Genomic DNA, 20,456 nt, shown 5'->3' on the forward strand with positions numbered 1-20,456 from the left:
CTACTGGGCCTTGCCAGGCCTACTTTTTCTTCAATTTCGATAATATTCCCTGAAGGCCGGATTTGGGCTTCTCCCGCACCACGCCCCTCCCTGTAACCACGTGGGCAATGTCGGAAAGATTTGCGACGATCGGGCTTGCCGCGTCCGTTTCGGCCAGCATGCGACCGTTGTTTGAAGCTGTGCCGAACAGATGTGCGTCAAACGGGATGATCGCAATCGGCTCGATCCCGAGTGGTTCAGCGAAATCGTCAGGGGCGATTTCCGGACGCTTTGGCGTGCCCACCTGATTGATTATCAGGCGTGGCGCAGGATCATTTGGACGAAGTTTCTTTAGGGTGTCGATCAGGTTTTTGGTATTGCGCAAATTCGCCAGTTCCGGTGCCGCGACGATGACCACCTCGTCGGCGCGCTCCAGCGTCCGCTTGGTCCAGCCATTCCAGACATGCGGGACGTCGAGCACGACACACGGTGCCGTGCGCTGCGCCACGTCGACCAGTTGCGAAAACGCGTCGGGATCGAAATCATACACCTTGTCAAGCATCGAGGGGGCGGCGAGAAGAGAGAGATTTTCGGCGCAACTGGCGAGCAGACGATCAAGATAGACCTCATCGATGCGATCGGAAGAAAATACCGCTTCGGCGATACCCTGCGCCGGATCCTGATCGAAATTGATGTTGGCCGTGCCGAACGGCAAGTCCATATCGGCGATAACCACCTGGCTCTGAAAAAGCGTCGAGATGGCCCATGAGACATTGTGCGCAATGGTGGAGGAGCCAACCCCGCCCTTGGCCCCGACAAAAGCCACCGTCTTGCCCAGCGGATCGGCATCCGGGTCAACGAACAATGTGCTAACGACGTTCATTAGATCGGCAATGGCGACCGGTGCTACGATATACTCCGAGATGCCGTTCCTGATCAGCTCGCGATAGAGCGTCACGTCATTCTGATGGCCGACGATGACGACCTTCGTGCTCGGGTCGCAGACTTCGGCCAGATCGTTCAGATCACGAAAAAGGGCATCCGGCGAGGATGTCGTTTCGATGATGATCAGATTGGGCGTCGGTGCGGTCTGGTAAAACTCCACGGCAGCACGGATGCCTCCCATATACACCCGCGTCTGGGCTTTGGCCATTCTACGATCCTCGCCCATGCGACCGACCGGAGCCGCAACGCCCTCCGACTCGCAAAAGGCCTGGATCGAAATGCGGGGAACCGGCCGTACGTCGTCCAAGGAGGCGATGTCACCCGCCTCGTCCGGGGCGTTGGCATTTAATTCTTCGCTGAAGGCTGCGTCTGACATGCTTTTCCTTCCCGCCTAGTAGGCGACCTCGGATGCGGCGCCGCGAGGCCCGGATTGATAACCTTCGATGACAGCAGCCCGTTGAATCGCGTCGATCTGGCTTGTCTCGCGCGGCCCCATCAAATCAACCGGATTGGCGATTATCGCCGCCAAGTTGCTTTGCGTCGCGCATCCGTAATTGTAATAATGGCGGTTCTCTGCCGTTTTGCTCAGATCCGCGGGCCAGTTGCCGCAAGGCGCTGTCGACGCCGCGACCGCATTGTATGACAGACGAACCGGCGCCGCCGGCCCGTAAGCGCCGGCGTCGTAATGCTGCACGATCACACGGCCCCGGGCCGCGCCGCCATCGGCGATGGCTTGAATGATCTGCGGCCGGACGAAGTCGACGGCGTGGGCATTCGGGGAGCCGGTGGGCATCATCAGGTAAAGAGATCCGGTCCCCGCACTTGCAAACGCCGATGCGAAGGCCCGAATGTTGCTCTTGACCGGAATGTTCAGTTCACGCTGGCCGGATGCAATCGGCACATCGAGCGTCTGTTCCTTTTCCGACAGAATGATCGGGTGCCGCGTACGGTAATCATCGGGAAGCCCGCTCACCTGGATGGGATCGGCGGTATTGCAAGCTGCGGTCGTCGCCGCAACCGCCAAGACACCAGCGGTCCTGACAAATGCTTTGATACTCATCGAGCCCACTCCTATTTGTAAATGAAGCCGACCGCGCCATGGTAACGGCCCTTCGGCAAATCTTTCTGAACGGTGCCGTATATGCGGTTAACCCGTCCGAGAAGGTTGGCGGTCCGGTCACTCGGCGGCGCGAAATTATCGGTCGGCAAAGCGATCTGGTTAGGCGCGACCGGCCGGACGAGATAGGGGGTGACCATGATGACCAATTCGGATTCGTTGCGAACGTAATCGCGGCTGCGGAACAGCCTGCCCAGCACCGGCACCTTCGAGAGGCCCGGGAACCCGCTTATGACCTGACGGACATCATCGCGTATCAGCCCGGCTATCATCATCGCGCCGCCGGACGGCAGTTCTACGGTCGTGTCCGCAAGACGCTTGCGAAGAGAAAGCACGTTGGTGGACGGTCCGCCTGCCACCCCGATGCTGAGCGGGACGGTGCCTTCTACCGTCGGTTCCGATACGGATGTCCGTACCTTGAGGCTGATCCGTCCAGGCGCGAGGACGACAGGGGTGAACTCCAGGCCGATCCCGTAATCGAGCGTCTCAATATCGTACGTGATGCCATCCTCGCCGGAGGTCGATCCCTTGATGATGTTGTACTCCCCGCCGACGCGGAACACCGCTTTCTCGCCCGAGATGGCTGTCAGGGTAGGCGATGCGAGCGTCTTCATGACGCCGGCCTCCTCCATCGCGCGGAAATAGGCATCGATCTCAACACCGCCGATCGATGCACCAAGACCGAAGCCACTGTTGGAGAGCGGTTTACCCAAGGCACCTGCGATACCTTCCGAAATTCCCGAGAAGGTGATTCCGTTGTTCGCCGCTGTCCCGTTGCCGATGATGTTGACGCCCAGTTGCTTCATCACGGAACGCTGCACTTCCGCGACTGTCACCTTGAGCGTGACCTGATCCCCGCCGACGATATCGAGAAGATTGACGATCTGGCTGTTGCCACGACGGAAGAAGAAGCTGAAACCGTCGCTGGTGGCGTCGCCGCCCTTGACGAAGATCTCTGCGAGCTGCCCTGCCTTGGCGGCGTCCTGCGGCGTCTGAACGGTGCCGGTCAGAACGATATTGTCGTTGATGATCTCGGTCTTGATTGAAGAATCGGGGATGAACCGGGCGAGGTACCGGTCAAGGCCCGACACGTCGCGCTCGACCCGGAGATCGAGGCTGACCACCTGCTTGCCGGCGCGGTCAAAGATGAAGATGTTGGTCTCGCCGACTTCCTTGCCGAACAGGTAGATCCGGCGAGCCGTGCGCGTGACCGCATCCGCGACTTCCGGGTTGGCGACGAGGATGTCATGCGCATCGACCGGGAGGTCGAGCACGATGGATTTGTTCAAGCCGAGCGAAACCCGCTCGCTTCCGCTTGTGTCACGGCCAACCTTGATGATGCTGCTCGCCTTCGCGTCCGTTAGGAATCCGGCGGTACGCTCTGCAGGCAGAATTGCTAGAAAGCTGAATGCGACACCCGCCAAGGCGAGGGATCTGGCGAGACGGGTGAGACACATGGCCGGAAGGTCCCTTTTTGCTGGTTTAGCGTCAAAGCGAGAGAGATTACGGATCATCGTGTCTGTACCTCGCTGCGCTGGCCCGATTTGATCACGGTGATCGCGCCGCCGCTGGCGGCCGCGCCGCTAAGAAGGTGCTCCGCCCCCTTGTCGCCGCCGTTCGTATCGACGTCACGCACTGAGCGCAGAGCCAGCGTCAGGCGGTCCGCCATCTGTTGCGCCACGGTGATAATCTCTGCCTGTCGAGGGGTGAGTTGGAGGGTCGCGGTCTGACCCACCTGAACAAGCCGACCGTTCTCGTCCTCACGGATGGTCTGGTCGATCGCCAACACCCGGATGTTTTCGAGAATGGTCTCGGTGACGAAGCTGCCTTCGCGGCCCGGCGGGCGCGTGGTCATTATAACGTCAACGTAATCGTCCGGAAGAATGAAGCCACCGGCGGAGGTATCCGCGGCGATCGCGGTGGCGACAGCGCGCTTTCCGGGCGGCAGGATGGAAGACATGAAGCTCTGATCCGGGCCGAGCAGCTTTATCGAACGAACGGGCTCCCCCTGCGCAATCGTCGAGCGGACCACTGAGCCGGTGAGTTCCATGATCGCTTCGGGTCTGACGGATCGGGTAATAAAATCGGGCGAGAGCGAGCCGACCGGCCAGTCCTGCCAGCGCAGTTGCCCGTCCAATGCCGTCCCCGTGGGAATGGTCTTGCTGGCGACGAGCACCTCGTCCAGTTCGATGGCGGGCGCAACCTCGGCTACTTCCGCAACTTGTGTTTGGGAAGGCGACGCCATGTTCATGGCGATATATCCCGCAACGCCGGCAGAAAGAATCGCTATCAATAGAATGACAATACGCTTCGACATGACGATACCCGCTTTCCGGATCTATTCCGGACCTCTTGGCGGCATCTTTCGAGTGCAATGGTGTAATTACGGTTAATGAGGCCGTAATTGTCTTGCTTAACGGAGCGTGAATATCCGGAGTGGGTTATGTCATCCGGCGAAATGGGCGAGTGCCCATCGCATTGCGGAGGTCTCTGGGAACGCCCACAATCCGCCAATCCCGAGTGCGACGCCGTAAGGAACATCCTTCTCGTCGATCATGCGACGCAGCATCGGGACCTCGCCGGCGTAAACCGCAAGGGTTGATGTGCGGAAAAGCACCAGGAAAAGTGTGAACGCCCCACCGGCGACTGTCGAGATCAACAGGTAGTCGACGAGCGCCGGGCCGAACCCCATCCACAGGCCCGTGCTGGCGAGAAGTTTGGCGTCGCCACCACCCATTGATCCGGCTGCAAAAAGCGCGAATGTGACGGCCAGAACCAGCGCGAAAGCTGCCAGATGCATGCCGAACTCCAGCCAGCCAATGCCGATGAACGGCGCGACGAGCAGGAAGCTCCCGATCAGGGCGAGCGAGACGCGGTTGCTGATCGTCATCGTGAAAATGTCGGACAGCGCCGCGAATATCATCGAAAAGGGAAAGACGACCATGACAATGGCGGCAATCATTGTGACCTCACTGCGGTACCATCCGCACCCTAGCGCCAGCGCACTGAAAATTCGGTAAACCGGGCGCCGGGAGAACGTTGCAAAAGCAAAGGCCCGCCTCCGGAATGAAGGCGGGCCTTTGTGTGATCGCTATCTGCCGCCTGTCGGCGGGAGCGAGATCAGGCAGTCGTGCCGACCTTCGTAGCAATTGCGTCGAACTTGGCGTTCAGGTTGGAACCGAGCGTGGTAGCACCGGCAATGATCGCGACGGCGATCAGTGCGGCAATGAGACCGTATTCAATAGCGGTCGCACCCGACTCGTCTTTCAGGAAACGTGCAAACATGGTTGAACTCCTATTCTCGTTTTCACAGCACCCCCGTCAACGCTCATTGGTGGCGCCGATCGGATGAGGGGAAACTACAGGGGTCCCATTGCCACTGGCTTAAGGAACACGGTTGCCAAACCGTTAAGAGAACAAACGACGTGAAATGGTGAACGAAGAGTTGACGTTCGGTCAGCTACGCCGGTTGGCCGCGTTCGCGAACCAGCATTCCCCGAAGCAAGGGTCGGCCCTCAATCTGCCGCAATCCGCGCGCAATGGGCGGGAGAGGCGATACCGGGCGCCAAGGCGGCGTGCGGATAGGGATCGTGAGGATTCCAAATCAAGGCAGCTCTGCCGGCGAAAGGCCGGCCGCAGACGGGCCGCCTCGAACCTAACCTCTATCAAAAAAGGTATTCGCCGATGCGCGTTCTCGTCACTGGTGCGGTTGTTGCCGCCACGCTTTTCCTCTCGTCCGCACTCTCACCGGCCATCGCCGACACGGTTACCGCCAAGGTGAAGCTGTGGAACGCCGAGACGAAAATTCTGACCCTGGATTCAAACGAGGAGTTCCCGATCGATGCAGGCGTTGAACTGCCGGAAGACCTGAAAGTGGGCGACACCGTCACGATCGACTACTCCTCGACGGAAGACGGTGTCACCGCAGTGTTCTCGGTCAAGAAGGCCGGCTGACCGCAGCTTCCATGACAAAACCTCCCGCGCGTCTGACCGGAAGCGCGGGAGGTGACCTTGTTACCGCCGCGGCGGGAGATCGTCCTTAGCGGGTGACGCTCGCCTGCTGCAGGAGTTCGACGCACTCGGCGTCCTTCTTCTCTTCCAGAAGGGTTTTTGCCTCTTCACTCATCAGCACGGTGCGCTTGAGTTCCCGCTCGCTGACGAACCAGGATTCATAGGGCTCCGACAACTCTTCCTCGCCGCCGACATAAACGAAGGAACCGTCCGCCATTGCCAGGATCAGCGGTTCCTTTGCGGCGGCCGCGGCGATCTGGCCGCGATTTTTCTCGCGCTCGTCGCGCAGGCTGGAGACGCCCTTGTCGAGTTCGTCCAGCATCGACTGGCAATTGCCGGTCCCGGCGGTCTGGATGTCATCGACCGGCTTGTCGCCGGTGCCGGTATCGTCAACCTGCGTTCCGGCTTCCACCAGCGCTTCGTCGGCGGCTTCCATCTCGCCCTCGCTTGGCTGCTGGGCCTTGGCTTGCGCACCACCCGCGTCCGGAACTTTCGCCGCAGCATCCTCGCCGACGACAACCTTGGTGCTGCCGGCCGGTGCGGCATTGTCCTGCGCCAGAGCCAAGGTGGAGACGCTGATCAGCGCAGCCGGAATGAGGGAAAAGAGGGTGGTTTTCTTCGCGGTGCGCATCGTCATCGTCTCCTCGGAAATGCGTCAGGTACAGCGTTTGAACGTGCACCCACGCAAATGGTTCCGGCGAACGCCGCCCGGCGAGGAGAGCCGGTTCGATCGCGATCGGAGCGGGCGCCGGGCCGAAGTCAGCCTTCGGCGCTGGCTCCGGGGCGCCGGATAAAGGACTTGTAGATATAACCCTGCCGGCCCTCATAGACGACCGCGCACCAGTGTTCGCAATCGTCCTGCGCCATGATGGAGGCGTTGGCGGGCACCACCGTGAGGACGGCGGCGTCGTTGTCGGGGCCGGCGCGCATGTTGACCCAACCGGCCGTCTGGCTCTGGGTCAGATCATGGCGGTGCGGCGGCGCTTCGGCGGGCGTCGACGCGACCTCGAAATTCTCCGCGCCCTCGGACGCCAGCTTTTCCTCGATCTCGGCGATGTCGCTCTCCGTCTCGGCGATCTCGACGCGCCCGGTGGAGCCCTCGCCCGCGATCATCGCCGATGCGAGCGGGGAGATCGAGCCGGTGCGCGAGGCGTCAACCTCTTCCCGGGCACCCGGCTGCGCGGGCGCGAGGCGCGCGAAGGCCGTGTCGACGCGTTCAGCCGCCGGTAGCGTTCTTGCCGGCGACCCGAACCGCGCGGACCCGGAGGGCAGCGCCCCGATTTCTTCCGTGAGCGCAACCGGTGCGGGTTGCGGCGTCTCCGGTTCGGCCGCCGGCGCGTCGGGCTCGGCCCGGGCAAGCGCAACGGGCCTTTCGGGTTCGCTCGCCGGTTTACTTGCCGCCTCGCCTGCCGGTTGGGCCGGCGTCTGCGCAACCTCTTGCTCGGGCGCCTGCTGCCGGTCCGCGGCCGCCGCCGCCCGGATTTCGGCAGGGGGCGCGACCGGGGCCTGGCGCGCCACGGCCATGGCGACGACCGCAACGGCCGCAACCCCGGCAATCGCAAACACGCCGGTGCGGCGCGGATTGCCTCCCGCCGCTCCGTCCGCCTGACCTGCAATTCCAGGCCTCGTGCCGTCCGCCACGCGGCCGGTCATCCCGTTCAACGCTCTACGCATGATCTTACCCCACGCAATTCTGTCGTGCGGCAGGCCGGCGCCCCTTCCGCGCCGCCGCCGCATCCCGAAAAAAGCAGCTAACCGCCGATATCCGCCCGGAATCGGGCATAACCGGCGAGAAACGTTCACTTTCGGAGTCGTTCGAAAACGCCGCGTGATTGGGGCCGCGTGCTTGCGAAGAGGGGAAAAGCGCCCCTCAATGCCCGGTCTTCGTCGCGGGCATCAGCGAAGTAGCGACGGCCGGGTGGGGTGTCCGGTCTCGTGCAACTGTACCCCCACCCAGCCGTCGCTAACTCGCTGCCGCTCACAAGCTCCGGCAATCCCTCCCCACAAGGGGGAGGGAAAGGCCGACTGGCCGTCGGCCACTCTTGGCCGCGCACGCGCAGCCGTCTCGCGCCAGCGAGACTGGCGTGAGCGAATGAACTGGAAGACGGGCGGCCGGGGGATCGCTCATCTGATTTTGGTTACGTGCGTTCCACAGGACCGCCCGCTCGGCGTTCTTGCGGCTTCAGTCCCCGCGGCGCCGTCTCCGTGAGAGAGAGGCTTCCCGCCGGTAGAACCCGGGGCCGATCCACTCACGGAGAAACGCCCCGGGCCGGGCGGGTCGGTGGAGTTTCAATCGCAAGCGGCGAGCCGCTGTCCGATTTTCCCTTCGTAAGCGGCAAGCCGCTGTCCGGGATCCACACGCCGCGAACCATCATGCCGCCCTGCCGTGGAGGTTCACCACCAAAACCGCGACACTCCCTCGCGGCCCGACAGGCACCGTTCCCCTCCCCGCTGCCGGTGCGCATCCGGGCTTCCAACGAGAGGACAGCACCGAGGATACCGCAGCGCCAAGAGGTGTTGATAAGTTTCTGGCGGAAAAATACGAAAGCCGCGTCCTTTCAAAGGGTTGGGCGGAAGGCGGCGAAAAAGTTATCGACATTTTGCCCCCTCTCCGGCCCTTCGGGCCACCTCTCCCCCGCTTCGCAGGGGAGAGGAAAGGCGCGGCGTGTGACGAGAGTCGGGGAGGATGTCGGGGGAGGTCCTCGTCACGCGGCGCGGCGCGGGCCTCAGAACCGGCGGGCGCGCTCCCAGACCGGGGCGGCGTTGGGGTGGGCGAAGACGCGGGAGCGCTCGCGGCCGCCGGGATGGATCGGCTCGAGAACGATGGCGCGGGCGGCGGTAAAGGTCTTGTGCGGGGTCATGGCGGGTCTCCTCCTGGATCGGTTGCCGGGAGCGAGACTGCCAACAGCGCGTTTCCGCCGTGTGTCGGGCGGGAAAGCGAAATGTTTCGATTGTTTCTGCGAGTGGCGGGGGATCTATCTCGCCCCTGATGGGCGAGAAAGCAAAATCAACGTCTTGGCGTTGGCCAAGCGTTAGATTTTGCAAGAGCGGGGGTTTTTGTCTCGATAATTGATGACCCCCTCTCTGGCAAAAACCAAGGGCTTAGCTTTAGCTAAACCCGGGAATTCAACTGGCGCTCCGCTATGGCTACGCGCGTTCGTCGCTCCAATCGACAAATCGTTGTCGATTGGCCGGCTGCGCCGACCGCTTCTCACCGTCGCTGGCGGGCCAGTTCTTCGTCCCGCCCTTAAGCTCCTCGCCAACGGCTCGTCGCTGGCGGGCCAGTTCTTCGTCCCGCCCTTAAGCTCCTCGCCAACGGCTCGTCGCTGGCGGGCCCCTATTGCCCGCGCAGCTCGTCCACGATCTTCTGCATGGCGACGGCGTCGTTGGAGAAGATCCACTCCACCTCGCGGTTGATCTCGCGGCAGAGGCAATTGCGCGAGGCGACGAAGCCGGTGCCGACGCGGCGGCCCTCGGCCTCGTGCGCGCGCCTGATCGCGCCGTTCAGCAGAAGATAGTGGCCGGTGATGCCGCCATAGGGGGTGCCGAGCGTGCGCCGGTGAATTTCCGCCATGTTTTCGAGCGCCACCGACAGGCAGCAGGAACGGGGCTCGATGCCGAGCGTCTCGAACAGGCCGGGGTCGAGCGCCAGGATGTGGTAGTCCCGGCCCGGTTCCAGCCCGGCGAGATGCTCGCGCAATATCCGTTTCTGGCTTTCGATTTCAGGAAAAATTTCCGCCTTCAGTTCCAGCATCAGATGGGTGTTGCCGCCGAAGCGTGTCACAAGTTCTGCGAGCGACGGCACGTCGGGCACGGCGGCGCGCAGTTCGGCAAACGTCACGTCGGCGGCCGTCACTTTCGGCCCGAAGACGCGCGCGGTATCGGGATCGTGGATGAGGACGGGGACGAGGTCGGCCGTCCAGCGGATATCGGTCTCGATGCCCCAGACGCCGCCCGCCCGCGCCGCCTCGAAGGCGGCAAGCGTGTTCTCGCGTGCGGTGGTGTTTTTGTCATGCTGGCCGCGATGCGAGACAATTTTACACTGTTCCATCGCCGCGTTGCACGGCTTTCGGCGCGGCACCGCCGCCATGACAAGATCGGCGGCGGCCTGGGCGGTGTTGCTGAGCCAGTGTTTCAAGCGGCGTGTCCCCGTGGGTCAAGGCGGCGAGGATAGCATGGGCGGGAATGGCGGGCTGCATACCCCCCCCCTTTGCGTAGCGGACTCGCATACAGGTAATTGCGTATCTTCGCCCCCTCTCTGCCTCGCCATTCGCCGGGCTCATGGCTCAACACCTCTCCCCCATTCTCCATGAGGGAGAGGAATCGCCCGCGCCGCCATCGCGCCTTTCCTCGCCCCTGCGAAGCGGGGGGTCTGAGAGGTCCGCGTCCCATACCACCCTTCGTCATCCTCGGGCTTGACCCGAGGATCCACGGACCAAAGGCGCCGTCCAGCCATGGATCCTCGGGTCAAGCCCGAGGATGACGACCTTTGGTTGAGCTTCAGGGCCAGCCGCAGACATCGAGACACGCGCCATCGCCGCCGCGTCTCGCCGGAACGCAGCCCGCCAATCCGCAGGTGCGGGCAGCGGCTATGAGGTGTTCAAGGCGTCCAGCGCGCGGATGCGCCGGCAGAGGGTTTTCGCGTTCACCGGCTCGCCGTGCGGCAGACGGGGCGCGTGGAAGGGCGCGGTTTCAGGGGGTTGGAATGCGGGCGGGTGGGATTTCTCCACCGTCGCCGACTAACCGCCCTTGCGCACCTGCCAGGCCATCCAGGCGAGCGCCGCGCCTTCGCTCAGAAGCTGGATGCCGACGAGGAGGCCGAGCAGCTAGGCGGCGGTGACCGGCATCTGCGCGAACAGGATCACGCCGAGGCCAAGGCCGACGATACCGGAGCCGAGGATCCAGCCCCAGTGCGGGAAGGGACGTGTGGTGAGTGCGAAGACGATCTTCGCCATGCCGCCGACGATGAAGAAGACGATCAGCGACAGGGCGCCCGAGATCAGCTGCAGCCAGAAATGCGGCACGTGGCGCCCACCGATCAGCCCCGTCCTCTGCAATATGCCGGCGCCTTCGTCGCGGCGCTCGAATATGCAAGCGAGCGCGCCGGGCGAAACCGCGATGATCGGCGCGACGTGGACTTCAACCCCTCGACCGCTGTCGCCACCGTGCTCACCGGTGCGCTCGTACATATGGGGAGTGGAAAGAGGGCGACGCCGCGGGCAGAGCCCGCGGTGAGCTTTGAAGCGGAGGATTTTGGGGGACGTGGTGTGACAGAATATGCGGTAGCGAGATGGACGCGCGGCGATCTAAATATTTAAGTCTCCAGCCTTCACCGGCCTTCGTGGTGCTGGTTTATAACGTTGCAGCAGCAATGCTTCTCATTGATAATGACGAATGATTTTTTGGACCTTGGCAGCGGTACTATATGACGCCTGAAATTATCTTTTTAGGTTTCTGCAATCGCGCCGAACTGAATCGGGAGCGCACAAGCTGGAATGTTATTGGCTTATCTAATTTATCATTTTCCAGCCTATTTCCGACGCGAGGTGCTCGTTTTATGGCGTTTTCGGTGGATACTGAGATCAAAGAAAAGGAGGTAAAGATAGGAATATACGACTCTTTAGAAAAGAAAGTCACTTCCCTGAATTTTCGCATTGAAGAAAAGACAGCCAAAAGCACTGATGCTCTCGACCCAATAGGGGAAAGAAGCTTTGTACTAACAGGCGGTCGCTGGCAAACTGTATTTTTGCCTACTGCCCAAGGTGACTTTTTAATTCCGAGACCAGGGATCTATTTTCTGAAGCAGTAAAAAGATAACAAAACTACAGAAGTGGGACATTTTCAACTCGTACATGTTACGCCACCTCCATTAACCCCCGAAAGGATTGAAGCAATCAAGAGTGACCCGCATTCAAGTAAATCCGTGCGCGTCAATGTGAAGTGTCGGGAGTGCGGTTCCGAATACAAAACTTACTTCGGACTTGAAAGAAATGAGGCGACTGAAAATGATCGGTGGAAATGGGCGGCTGAGATCGAGGACGAATCAGAATTTAGGTGTTCGTGCGGCAAGACCGTCTATCCGCTCAAATACATGAAAACAGGCCTTCAGGGATTGCTCGGAAAGCCGGTTTCGGAGGAAGAAGTCGAAATCACTCCGCTTTACGAAGGGACCGCCTTGCGTCGCGTGCGAGAGGACTTCCTCGATTTGATAAACTCGAATCCAAAAGAAGAAATCGTTCAAAAATTCATCCAGAAAAACCCTATTTTATTACATATGTTTTCGGCCAAAAAGATCATAGAAAAACCCACGATAGGAACTAAATACTATGCAGATTTTGCGATCTTAGATTCGCGTAACGATTTAATTCTCATAGAAATAGAACGCCCCAACACTCGCCTCATGAAGAAGGACGGACACCGGTCGCAAGAGCTCATACACGCATTTGATCAAGTTGGTGATTGGAAAATCCGCTTTGAAGAACATAGAATTTCTATTCTCGACGAAATCGGTGTAAGTCCAAGCGAAGTCAACAATGTCCGTGGCGCTGTAATCGCTGGTCGTGAAAAGGGGGCAGACGCTTCTCATCTAAGAGCGCTCAAGATGCGCCGCAACGATGATCTTCTTGTTATGACGTATGATGATATTATAGGCGCAATGGACACTCTGATCACAGAAATCGAGCGGCGATAGAGAAAAAGACTGCACTCTCCACCAGCTACCTCCCAAGTTTAGACAAGACCCCTCTCTTGCGATTTCTGGCACTTAGCCGTCGGCTAAGACGCTGAAATCGCTTTCTCCCCCACCAAGGGGGAGAGTCGGGCCGGGTCCCCTCTGCTCCGCAGCGTCCCGGCGTTCGCACGCTCGCGACGATTCACTGGATCGTCGCGTCGGGCAAATGCCCGAACGCTACTCACTCACCCACCTTCAGCACCTGGATAAACGCCTCCTGCGGGATCTCGACCTTGCCGAACTGGCGCATGCGCTTCTTGCCCTCCTTTTGCTTGTCGAGGAGCTTGCGCTTTCTTGAGACGTCGCCGCCGTAGCATTTGGCGGTGACGTCCTTGCGCATCGCCGAGATGGTCTCGCGCGCGACGACCTTGCCGCCGATCGCCGCCTGGATCGGGATCTTGAACATGTGGCGGGGGATCAGATCCTTCAGCTTCTCGCACATCAGCCGGCCGCGCTTTTCGGCCGCGGCGCGGTGGACGAGCATGGAGAGCGCGTCGACCGGCTCCTCGTTGACGAGGATCTGCATCTTGACGAGATCGCCCTCGCGGTAGCCGTGCAGCGCGTAGTCGAAAGAGGCGTAGCCCTTGGAGATCGACTTCAGCCGGTCGTAGAAATCGAACACGACCTCGTTGAGCGGCAACTCATAGGTGACCATGGCGCGCGCGCCAACATAGGACAGGTCGGTCTGGATGCCGCGGCGCTCCTGGCAGAGCTGCAGGATGTTGCCGAGATACTCGTCCGGGGTCAGGATGGTCGCCTTGATCCACGGCTCCTCGATGGAGGCGATCTTGACGACGTCGGGCATGTCGGCCGGATTGTGCATCTCGGTGGTCGAGCCGTCCGTCATGTTCATGCGGTAGACGACCGACGGGGCGGTGGCGATCAGGTCGAGGTCGAACTCGCGGGAGAGGCGCTCCTGGATGATTTCCAGATGCAGCAGGCCGAGGAAGCCGCAGCGGAAGCCGAAGCCGAGCGCGGCGGAGGTCTCCATCTCGAACGAGAACGACGCGTCGTTGAGGCGCAGCTTGCCGATGGCGGAGCGCAGATCCTCGAAATCGTCGGCATCGACCGGGAACAGGCCGCAGAACACGACCGGCTGGGCCGGCTTGAAGCCCGGCAGCATGGCGGCGGTCGGCTTCTTGTCCTCGGTGATGGTGTCGCCGACGCGGGTGTCGGCCACTTCCTTGATGGACGCGGTGAAAACGCCGAGCTCGCCGGGGCCGAGTTCCGGCACGACGACAAGCTTGGGGGTCAGCACGCCGACCCGGTCGACCGGGTATCGGGCGTCGGTGCCCATCATGCGGATGGTCTGGCCCTTCCTCATGACGCCGTCGATCACGCGGACCAGCACGATCACGCCGAGATAGGCGTCGTACCATGAATCGACCAGCATGGCCTTCAGCGGCGCGGCGCGGTCGCCCTCCTTCGGCGGCGGCAATTTCGTGACGATGGCTTCGAGCACGTCCTCGACGCCCTGCCCGGTCTTGGCCGAGATCAGGAGCGCGTCGGAGGCATCGAGGCCGATGACCTCCTCGATCTGTTCCTTGACGCGGTCGGGCTCGGCGGCGGGGAGATCGGCCTTGTTGAGGACGGTGACGATCTCGTGGTCGGCGTCGATCGCCTGGTAGACGTTGGCGAGCGTCTGCGCCTCGACGCCCTGCGACGCGTCGACGACGAGCAGCGAACCCTCGCAGGCGCGAAGCGAGCGCGACACCTCGTAGGCGAAGTCGACATGGCCGGGCGTGTCGATCAGGTTGAGGACGTAATGCTGGCCGTCCTTCGCGTCGTATTCGAGGCGCACGGTGTTGGCCTTGATGGTGATGCCGCGCTCGCGCTCGATGTCCATCGAGTCGAGCACCTGCTCCTTCATCTCGCGCTCCTCCAGCGATCCGGTCATCTGGATCAACCGGTCGGCAAGGGTCGACTTTCCGTGATCGATATGGGCGACGATGGAGAAGTTGCGGATGTTTTTCAGGGGTGTCTCGGTCATGGCGCCCATATAGGCGGAATGGGCGCGGGCGGGAAGCGGAGATTTGCGGCGAAGGCAACGCCAGGGGTGCTTCGTGCGCGCCACCGGCGAAAACGCCGGAAAGCAACGGACTCTAGCTTCCCGTTTCACATTTTATTGAGAGATTTCGCCCTATCGTGGGTGCTTGCCACACCGGGAGCGAACCGTGCGTTATTTTTTCACCCTTTTCCTCATCATTTCACAGATCTTCGCGATCGGATCGGTCCAGGCCGGATCGAACAACTGGACGGTCGAGCGCGTCAGCCGCACGGCCATGTATACGCTGGATACCGGCAAGACGTGGCGGATGGTGAAAACCGGCATGACGCTGCCGGATCGGGCCTGGGTCAACACCGGCAGCGGGGCCAAGGTGCTGCTGAAGCGCGGCAAGGACACGATCATGGTCGGTCCGAACACCATGGCCGCCGCCTTCAAGAACGGTAGCAGCAAGACGAAGGTGCATCAGGGCTTCGGCAAGGTCGAAATCGATGTCCAGAAGCGTGGCTACGACCACATGGCCGTGCAGACGCCGTTCATGGCCGCCGTGGTCAAGGGGACGAAATTCTCGGTGACCTCCAACAAGAGAACAAGCACCCTTTCGGTGGAGCGTGGTCTCGTCGAGGTGACCGACAGGGCCAGCGGCCGGGTCGCCAGCGTCGGTGCCGGCGGCCAGGCCTCCTCCCACGCGTCCGGCCAGGGCGGATTGAGCGTGTCGGGACGGAACGCCTCGGTCACCGCCAGCGCGGCGAGCCCTGCTGCGGGCAACTCCGGCAAGTCAGGCAAATCCGGCAAAGGGCAAGGCAAGGACGCCAAGGGCGAGAGCGGGAAGAGCGGTAAAGGCGGAAAGAGCGGCAAGGGCAAGAGCGGCGACGATGGTGACGAGAGTGACGAGAGTGACGATGGTGACGATGGTGACGATGGTGACGATGGTGACGATGGTGACGATGGTGCAGGAAGGAGCAACAGCGGCAAAGGCAACAGCGGCAAAGGCCGCGGCGACGATGGCCACGATGGCGACGACGACTAAGGGGCAGCCAATCTTCGTGCCCCGCGGAACCGGCTAAGTGTTCGCCCGCCCCTACATCGCGCTGCTGTTTTTCTTCGGGATGGCGGCGGTTCAGGCCGCGGGTCTGCTCAATCCAACCGACAGGTCGCTCGCCGACCTGCGGTTCGGTCTCCTCTCGAGGGAAGCGTCAGGCGAGATCGCGTTCGCCGCGATAGACAAGCAGAGCCTGGACGCGATCGGCACATGGCCATGGCCGCGCGAGATCCATGCGCGATTGATCGACCGGCTGGTCGAGGCGGGAGCGTCGGAAATCGTCCTCGATATCGACTTCTCGACCCCCTCCGTTCCCGAGCAGGACCGCTACCTTGCCGCGAGTATCGCAAACGCGGAAGGCCGCGTCGTCCTACCGGCCTTCCTGCAGAAAACGTCCGCAAGCGGCGCGGGAAGCGAACCGCGTCTGACAACCCCGCTCGAGATGTTCACCCGCGACGCCTGGCTCGGCACGGTGAATGTTTACCCGGATCCCGACAGCATCGTGCGGCGTTTCCCGCGGGGTCAGATGGCGGATGGCGAATTCGTGCAATCGATTCCTGCGATGATCGCCGGCTCGCCTATCGAAAAGCAGACCGCGATTGCTGTGGATTTCGGCCTGGATCTCAGTTCCATACCGGTCGTGAGCGTCGCTGACATCCTGCGGACGGACAGCGTTGCCGCGGCGATGGAAGGCAAGACCGTCATTATCGGCGCGTATGCCGCCGAATTGCGCGACACCTACGCGGTTCCGCGCCATGGCTTCATTCCCGGGGCGGTGCTGCAGATAATCGCCGCCGAGACGGAACTGGCCGGCAGGGATCTCGTCTTCGTCAAAGACTTCGCCGTCACGCTGTTCACGTTCGGCATGCTGGCGTTGATTTTTCTCGCGAACCGGCGCCGGGACATCTTCCTCACCGGTCTTTCCCTGGCAACCCTTGTAGCCGGAGCGGAATTGCTCGCCGGTTTCCTTTACGTCAAATTTGCAGTCGTGGTGCCGACCGCGATCATTCATCTGTCGGCGATCGTGGCATTCAGTGTCGCGGCGCTAGCCGCCAGCGAATTCTTTCGGTCGATGCTTGCCGAGCTTTCCATCGAATCGCGAAACACCAAAATGCTGCTGAAAGAGGTTTTCCGGGAGAACTTCGACGCGATCGTCGTCCTCGACGAGTCTGGCAACATCCTCCAGAGCAGCAAGGCATCGAGCGAGATCTTCGGCATCGATCGATCCGTAACAGCGGCGAACCTTACCGACGCAAGCCTCCTGCCCGACCAGATCGTGCGGGAATGCCGCGAGGCCCTAGCTGCACGAAAAAAGGACCGAAACCTGCCCGCGTCCGTTCGCCAGGCCGAAATCCGCGCTCCTGACGGGTCCCGAAGGTGGGTGGAATATTCAATCGGCGTGATTCAGCCAAAACGCGCACGTTCCCTCAAGAAGGGCGGCGGGGATGCCGATGCGCCGCTGGTGGCCTGCATCACCGCGCGTGACATCACGAAGCGACGGAATCTGGAAAGCCGGCTGCGCTGGGTATCGATGAATGATGAATTGACACGTTCGCAGCGCCGTCATGCGTTCATCGCTTCCGTCGACAAGTTCCTTGAACGTGAGCGGACACTGCCAGCCGGGTTCACCGTGGTCGCCGTCAACCTGCATCGGTTCAAGACGGTCAACGTCTCCCTAGGGCGCCCGGCCGGGGACGCCGTGCTGAAACAAGTGGCGGAGCGGATCGCGGCGTTCTCCGCGAGCGCGGACTCAGTCGCACGACTGGGAGGCGATACTTTCGCGGTGCTGATTACCTCGACGCCCACAGCTGAAACAGCCAGTGCGGCGTGCCAAAAGCTGATCGAGCATTTGCGCCAACCCTACCCCGTCACCCGCGGGGAATGCCACATCGGCATTCAGGCGGGCGCCTTCTTCGGCGGCCCCGGCACGCTCGGAGCGCTGAACGCCGAACAACTTCTCGGCAATGCTGAAGCGGCGCTCGACGAGGCCCGTACAAACGGCGGGTCACGGGTTGTCTTCTTCGACAGTGAACTTGCGGAAGCACGCACACGCAGCCGGGTGATCGAACGCGATCTCTGGTCGGCGATCGAGACATCGCAGATCACGCTGGCGTACCAGATGATAGTCACGCCTGAAGACCGCCGGGCAATGGGTGCCGAGGCGCTGGTGCGGTGGGAACATCCTGAACTCGGCAAGGTTGGCCCGGACGAGTTTATTCCGATCGCCGAAGCGAACGGCCTGATCGACTCGCTCGGACGATGGGTTTTGCGCCAAGCATGCCGGGACGCGGCCGGTTGGCATCACGATCTCGGCGTCTCGGTGAACCTCGCGCCGCAGCAGTTGCAGAACGGTGACATTCTATCGGAGGTGACCAGCGCGCTCGCTGCCTCAGGTCTGGCCCCCGAACGCCTCACCCTCGAGATCGTCGAGAGCGAGTGGCTCGAGATGTCCGGCACACTTCTCGACAGTATTCGCGCATTGAAGGGCCTGGGTGTCACGTTCGCTCTTGACGACTTCGGAACCGGCTATGCGGGGATCGGCTATCTGTCGAAGCTGCCCTTCGACAAGATCAAGATTGACCGCCAGTTCACTATGGGTATCGACGAAGCGCCCGAAGCGCGCGGAGTCGTACAGGCAGTGAAATCACTCGCCGACGCCTTCGGCATGACCGTCGTATGCGAAGGCGTAGAAAACGAGAGCCACGAGGCATTCATCCGCTCGATCGGCTGCCAGGAAGCGCAGGGCTATTTCTATCAGCGACCCCTGCCGAAGGAGCAGTTCGAAGCGGCTGCCCTCAAGGCGATGTCGCCCACCGCCGAACGTGCCACTCGCAAATCCGCTTGAACAATTCGCGCGGTTCAGCATTTATCGAGTGTCGTCCATATCGGCCCGGGAGGCCCTCCATGACTGCCAAAGCAATTACGCGCACCGCGATCCTCGCAACCGCGTTGGTGGCGCTTTCCGCCTGCGCCAACACGATCCGCGGCCTCGGCCAGGATACGGCCAATGCGGTCAACGCAACTCAGGGCGCCGCCTCAAACGTGGTGCAGGCTGCCAAGTAGGCTCACAGATATCGGCGTGGATGACGCGCCTCAGCCGTCATAGCGGTCGCGCCGGCGCAGCCAGGCCATCGTGTATTCCTGACCTTCCTCTTGCCTTCCCAGTGGTGTCAAGTCGAGGATGTTATAGGCTCCGTTGATGATGTCGAGGCCCCGCGCATAGGTGGAATAGGCGTGGCCAATTCCGCCATCCTTCAAACGGAGGAAGGCGCTAAGGCCGGGCATTTCCTCGCCAAACACCTTGCCGGAATAATTGTAACCCCGGCCGGTGGGGTCGCTCTTGCCCGGAAATGTCACTGCGAAATCCCGGCTGAAGCTCCCATCGCGCGACGAAACCCAGCGGAAGGACCAGCCCATCCGCTGACGATACTCGATGAGCTTTTCGAGCGGCGCGTTCGAGACGGCGCAAAAGGCGGTGTCGCGAGCGGAAAGATGGACGTCTATGCCGTCAAAGTTGTCGGCCCAGAAGGAGCAGCTCGGGCAACCTTCCTCCCAGTCGGGGCCGAACATGAAATGGTAGACCACAAGCTGGCGGCGACCACCGAACAGGCCGGCAAGCGATGTCTCGCCGGTTTCGGTATCGAACGCATAGGCATCGTCGACACGCACCATCGGCATTTCGCGGCGGGCGCGCGAAAGTGCGTCGCGGTCGCGGGTGAAGGCCTTTTCCCTAGCGAGAAGGCTCTTGCGAGCTTCAATCCACTCTTCCCGTGAAACCAGATTTTCCATTACTGCCTCCAAACCGGCGTCCTGAAATGGCGCGTCAATAAATTCAACTATGTGGTTGAATATCATCTGGCCGGCCGTTAGTCAACCATTCGGTTGAGTAGACGCGTCAGCAGGACCCTGCCTTTCCATGGAAAGAAAACGCGAGTCGTGCGTTGTGTTTCCTGAAAAACACACGGGAACCCTACTCATGGACATCATCCGCATTCTGCTCGCCATCATCCTCCCGCCGGTCGGCGTCTTCCTCCAGGTCGGCCTCGGCCTGCATTTCTGGCTCAACATCCTGCTCACCCTGCTCGGTTACCTTCCCGGCATCATCCACGCGCTGTGGATCATCCTGAGACGATGAGCAGCGCGGCTGAATATGACGGAAGCGCGCCGGTTCCGACCACCGGCCGTATGGCAGAACTCGATGCAATCGCGGATCTGCTCGACACCAAGTGGCGGATCCCGGGCACCGGCATCCGGTTCGGAGTCGATGCGCTGGCCGGCCTCATTCCAGGCGCGGGCGATGCGGCAACGGGTTTGGTATCGGCCTACATCATCTACAAGGGCGCCCGGCTCGGCGCCTCGTCGGGCGTGATAGGACGGATGGTCGCCAACACCGCGATCGACACCGTTGTCGGATCGGTGCCGGTGCTGGGCTCGGTCTTCGATCTGTTCTTCAAGGCGAACCGCAGGAACATGCGGCTGCTCAGAAGACATCTGGAAGGGCAGGACAGCCGCCGCCTTAGAAACCGCTGAACATTCGGTGCCGGCCATGAACGCGGCTCCCGGCGAACGCCCGCGCATCTTGCGCTGTCTCCGACCGCCGGGATCCGGGTGTGAAGCCTAAAGGGTC

Annotated in this window: 21 protein-coding genes; 8 read left to right on the forward strand and 13 right to left on the reverse strand. The window is 61.6% G+C overall.

What is annotated here, in order from left to right; translation table 11 throughout:
• Window positions 1–19: 19 nt before the first annotated feature.
• The 6 genes from LC298_RS01590 to LC298_RS01615 all read right to left on the reverse strand — a co-directional run bounded on the left by LC298_RS01590 (window position 20) and on the right by LC298_RS01615 (window position 5,326).
• Window positions 20–1,300 (reverse strand): CpaE/TadZ family protein, encoded by a 1,281-nt coding sequence (locus LC298_RS01590; RefSeq protein WP_131565276.1) that lies wholly within the window; start codon window positions 1,298–1,300, stop codon window positions 20–22.
• A 15-nt stretch (window positions 1,301–1,315) separates the two neighbouring features.
• The gene (locus LC298_RS01595; RefSeq protein ID WP_131565274.1) at window positions 1,316–1,984 is read right to left on the reverse strand and encodes a CpaD family pilus assembly protein; all 669 of its coding nucleotides are present in this window, start codon (window positions 1,982–1,984) and stop codon (window positions 1,316–1,318) included.
• Window positions 1,985–1,995: 11 nt separating this feature from the next.
• A complete protein-coding gene (locus LC298_RS01600; protein ID WP_131565272.1) occupies window positions 1,996–3,498 on the reverse strand; it encodes a type II and III secretion system protein family protein in 1,503 nt (500 codons plus the stop codon).
• 53 nt (window positions 3,499–3,551) lie between these two features.
• A complete protein-coding gene (cpaB, locus tag LC298_RS01605) occupies window positions 3,552–4,358 on the reverse strand; it encodes a Flp pilus assembly protein CpaB (protein WP_131565270.1) in 807 nt (268 codons plus the stop codon).
• Between the two features lie 129 nt (window positions 4,359–4,487).
• Window positions 4,488–5,003 (reverse strand): A24 family peptidase, encoded by a 516-nt coding sequence (locus LC298_RS01610; RefSeq protein ID WP_131565268.1) that lies wholly within the window; start codon window positions 5,001–5,003, stop codon window positions 4,488–4,490.
• A gap of 158 nt (window positions 5,004–5,161) precedes the next feature.
• Complete coding sequence (locus tag LC298_RS01615; protein WP_131565266.1) at window positions 5,162–5,326, reverse strand: Flp family type IVb pilin; 165 nt, start codon at window positions 5,324–5,326, stop codon at window positions 5,162–5,164.
• Between the two features lie 399 nt (window positions 5,327–5,725).
• Between LC298_RS01615 and LC298_RS01620 the strand changes: the two genes are divergently transcribed.
• Window positions 5,726–5,995: a hypothetical protein gene (locus tag LC298_RS01620; protein WP_131565264.1), complete on the forward strand. Its 270-nt coding sequence runs from the start codon at window positions 5,726–5,728 to the stop codon at window positions 5,993–5,995.
• Between the two features lie 85 nt (window positions 5,996–6,080).
• Here the strand turns inward: LC298_RS01620 and LC298_RS01625 are convergent, their stop codons facing one another.
• The 5 genes from LC298_RS01625 to LC298_RS01640 form a co-directional block, all read right to left on the reverse strand.
• Window positions 6,081–6,689 (reverse strand): hypothetical protein, encoded by a 609-nt coding sequence (locus LC298_RS01625; RefSeq protein ID WP_131565262.1) that lies wholly within the window; start codon window positions 6,687–6,689, stop codon window positions 6,081–6,083.
• A gap of 122 nt (window positions 6,690–6,811) precedes the next feature.
• Window positions 6,812–7,726 (reverse strand): SH3 domain-containing protein, encoded by a 915-nt coding sequence (locus LC298_RS01630; RefSeq protein WP_131565260.1) that lies wholly within the window; start codon window positions 7,724–7,726, stop codon window positions 6,812–6,814.
• Window positions 7,727–8,778: 1,052 nt separating this feature from the next.
• The gene (locus LC298_RS17955) at window positions 8,779–8,913 is read right to left on the reverse strand and encodes a hypothetical protein (protein WP_263288980.1); all 135 of its coding nucleotides are present in this window, start codon (window positions 8,911–8,913) and stop codon (window positions 8,779–8,781) included.
• A gap of 476 nt (window positions 8,914–9,389) precedes the next feature.
• Window positions 9,390–10,190, reverse strand: a complete 801-nt coding sequence (locus LC298_RS01635) for a glycerophosphodiester phosphodiesterase (RefSeq protein ID WP_131565258.1) — start codon at window positions 10,188–10,190, stop codon at window positions 9,390–9,392.
• 688 nt (window positions 10,191–10,878) lie between these two features.
• The gene (locus LC298_RS01640; RefSeq protein ID WP_131565256.1) at window positions 10,879–11,241 is read right to left on the reverse strand and encodes a DUF308 domain-containing protein; all 363 of its coding nucleotides are present in this window, start codon (window positions 11,239–11,241) and stop codon (window positions 10,879–10,881) included.
• A 236-nt stretch (window positions 11,242–11,477) separates the two neighbouring features.
• On the opposite strand from LC298_RS01640, the gene LC298_RS01645 reads away from it, so the two are divergent.
• Both LC298_RS01645 and LC298_RS01650 read left to right on the forward strand, forming a co-directional pair.
• Entirely contained in the window at window positions 11,478–11,861 is a 384-nt protein-coding gene (locus LC298_RS01645) for a hypothetical protein (RefSeq protein ID WP_131565254.1), read from the forward strand.
• A 21-nt stretch (window positions 11,862–11,882) separates the two neighbouring features.
• Entirely contained in the window at window positions 11,883–12,743 is an 861-nt protein-coding gene (locus LC298_RS01650; RefSeq protein ID WP_131565252.1) for a Shedu anti-phage system protein SduA domain-containing protein, read from the forward strand.
• Window positions 12,744–12,963: 220 nt separating this feature from the next.
• Here the strand turns inward: LC298_RS01650 and lepA are convergent, their stop codons facing one another.
• Window positions 12,964–14,772, reverse strand: coding sequence for a translation elongation factor 4 (lepA, locus tag LC298_RS01655; RefSeq protein ID WP_131565250.1), 1,809 nt, complete (start codon window positions 14,770–14,772; stop codon window positions 12,964–12,966).
• A gap of 184 nt (window positions 14,773–14,956) precedes the next feature.
• Here lepA and LC298_RS01660 point away from each other — a divergent pair, with 184 nt between their 5' ends.
• From LC298_RS01660 to LC298_RS01670, 3 genes are read left to right on the forward strand one after another with little or no spacing between them, the layout of a single operon-like run.
• Entirely contained in the window at window positions 14,957–15,817 is an 861-nt protein-coding gene (locus tag LC298_RS01660; RefSeq protein WP_131565249.1) for a FecR domain-containing protein, read from the forward strand.
• Window positions 15,818–15,854: 37 nt separating this feature from the next.
• Window positions 15,855–18,674 (forward strand): EAL domain-containing protein, encoded by a 2,820-nt coding sequence (locus LC298_RS01665; RefSeq protein WP_131565247.1) that lies wholly within the window; start codon window positions 15,855–15,857, stop codon window positions 18,672–18,674.
• A 59-nt stretch (window positions 18,675–18,733) separates the two neighbouring features.
• Complete coding sequence (locus LC298_RS01670) at window positions 18,734–18,892, forward strand: entericidin domain-containing protein (RefSeq protein WP_131565244.1); 159 nt, start codon at window positions 18,734–18,736, stop codon at window positions 18,890–18,892.
• Between the two features lie 30 nt (window positions 18,893–18,922).
• Here the strand turns inward: LC298_RS01670 and LC298_RS01675 are convergent, their stop codons facing one another.
• A complete protein-coding gene (locus tag LC298_RS01675; protein WP_131565242.1) occupies window positions 18,923–19,618 on the reverse strand; it encodes a DUF899 domain-containing protein in 696 nt (231 codons plus the stop codon).
• Between the two features lie 187 nt (window positions 19,619–19,805).
• Here LC298_RS01675 and LC298_RS01680 point away from each other — a divergent pair, with 187 nt between their 5' ends.
• Window positions 19,806–19,964 carry a YqaE/Pmp3 family membrane protein gene (locus LC298_RS01680; protein ID WP_131565240.1) on the forward strand — a complete coding sequence of 53 codons (159 nt, stop codon included), beginning with the start codon at window positions 19,806–19,808 and terminating at the stop codon, window positions 19,962–19,964.
• The gene (locus LC298_RS01685) at window positions 19,961–20,359 is read left to right on the forward strand and encodes a DUF4112 domain-containing protein (protein WP_131565238.1); all 399 of its coding nucleotides are present in this window, start codon (window positions 19,961–19,963) and stop codon (window positions 20,357–20,359) included. Before LC298_RS01680 ends, LC298_RS01685 begins: the two co-directional genes overlap by 4 nt.
• Window positions 20,360–20,456: the final 97 nt, after the last annotated feature.

It is taken from the genome of Oricola cellulosilytica (assembly GCF_019966575.1).
Lineage (GTDB): Bacteria > Pseudomonadota > Alphaproteobacteria > Rhizobiales > Rhizobiaceae > Oricola > Oricola cellulosilytica.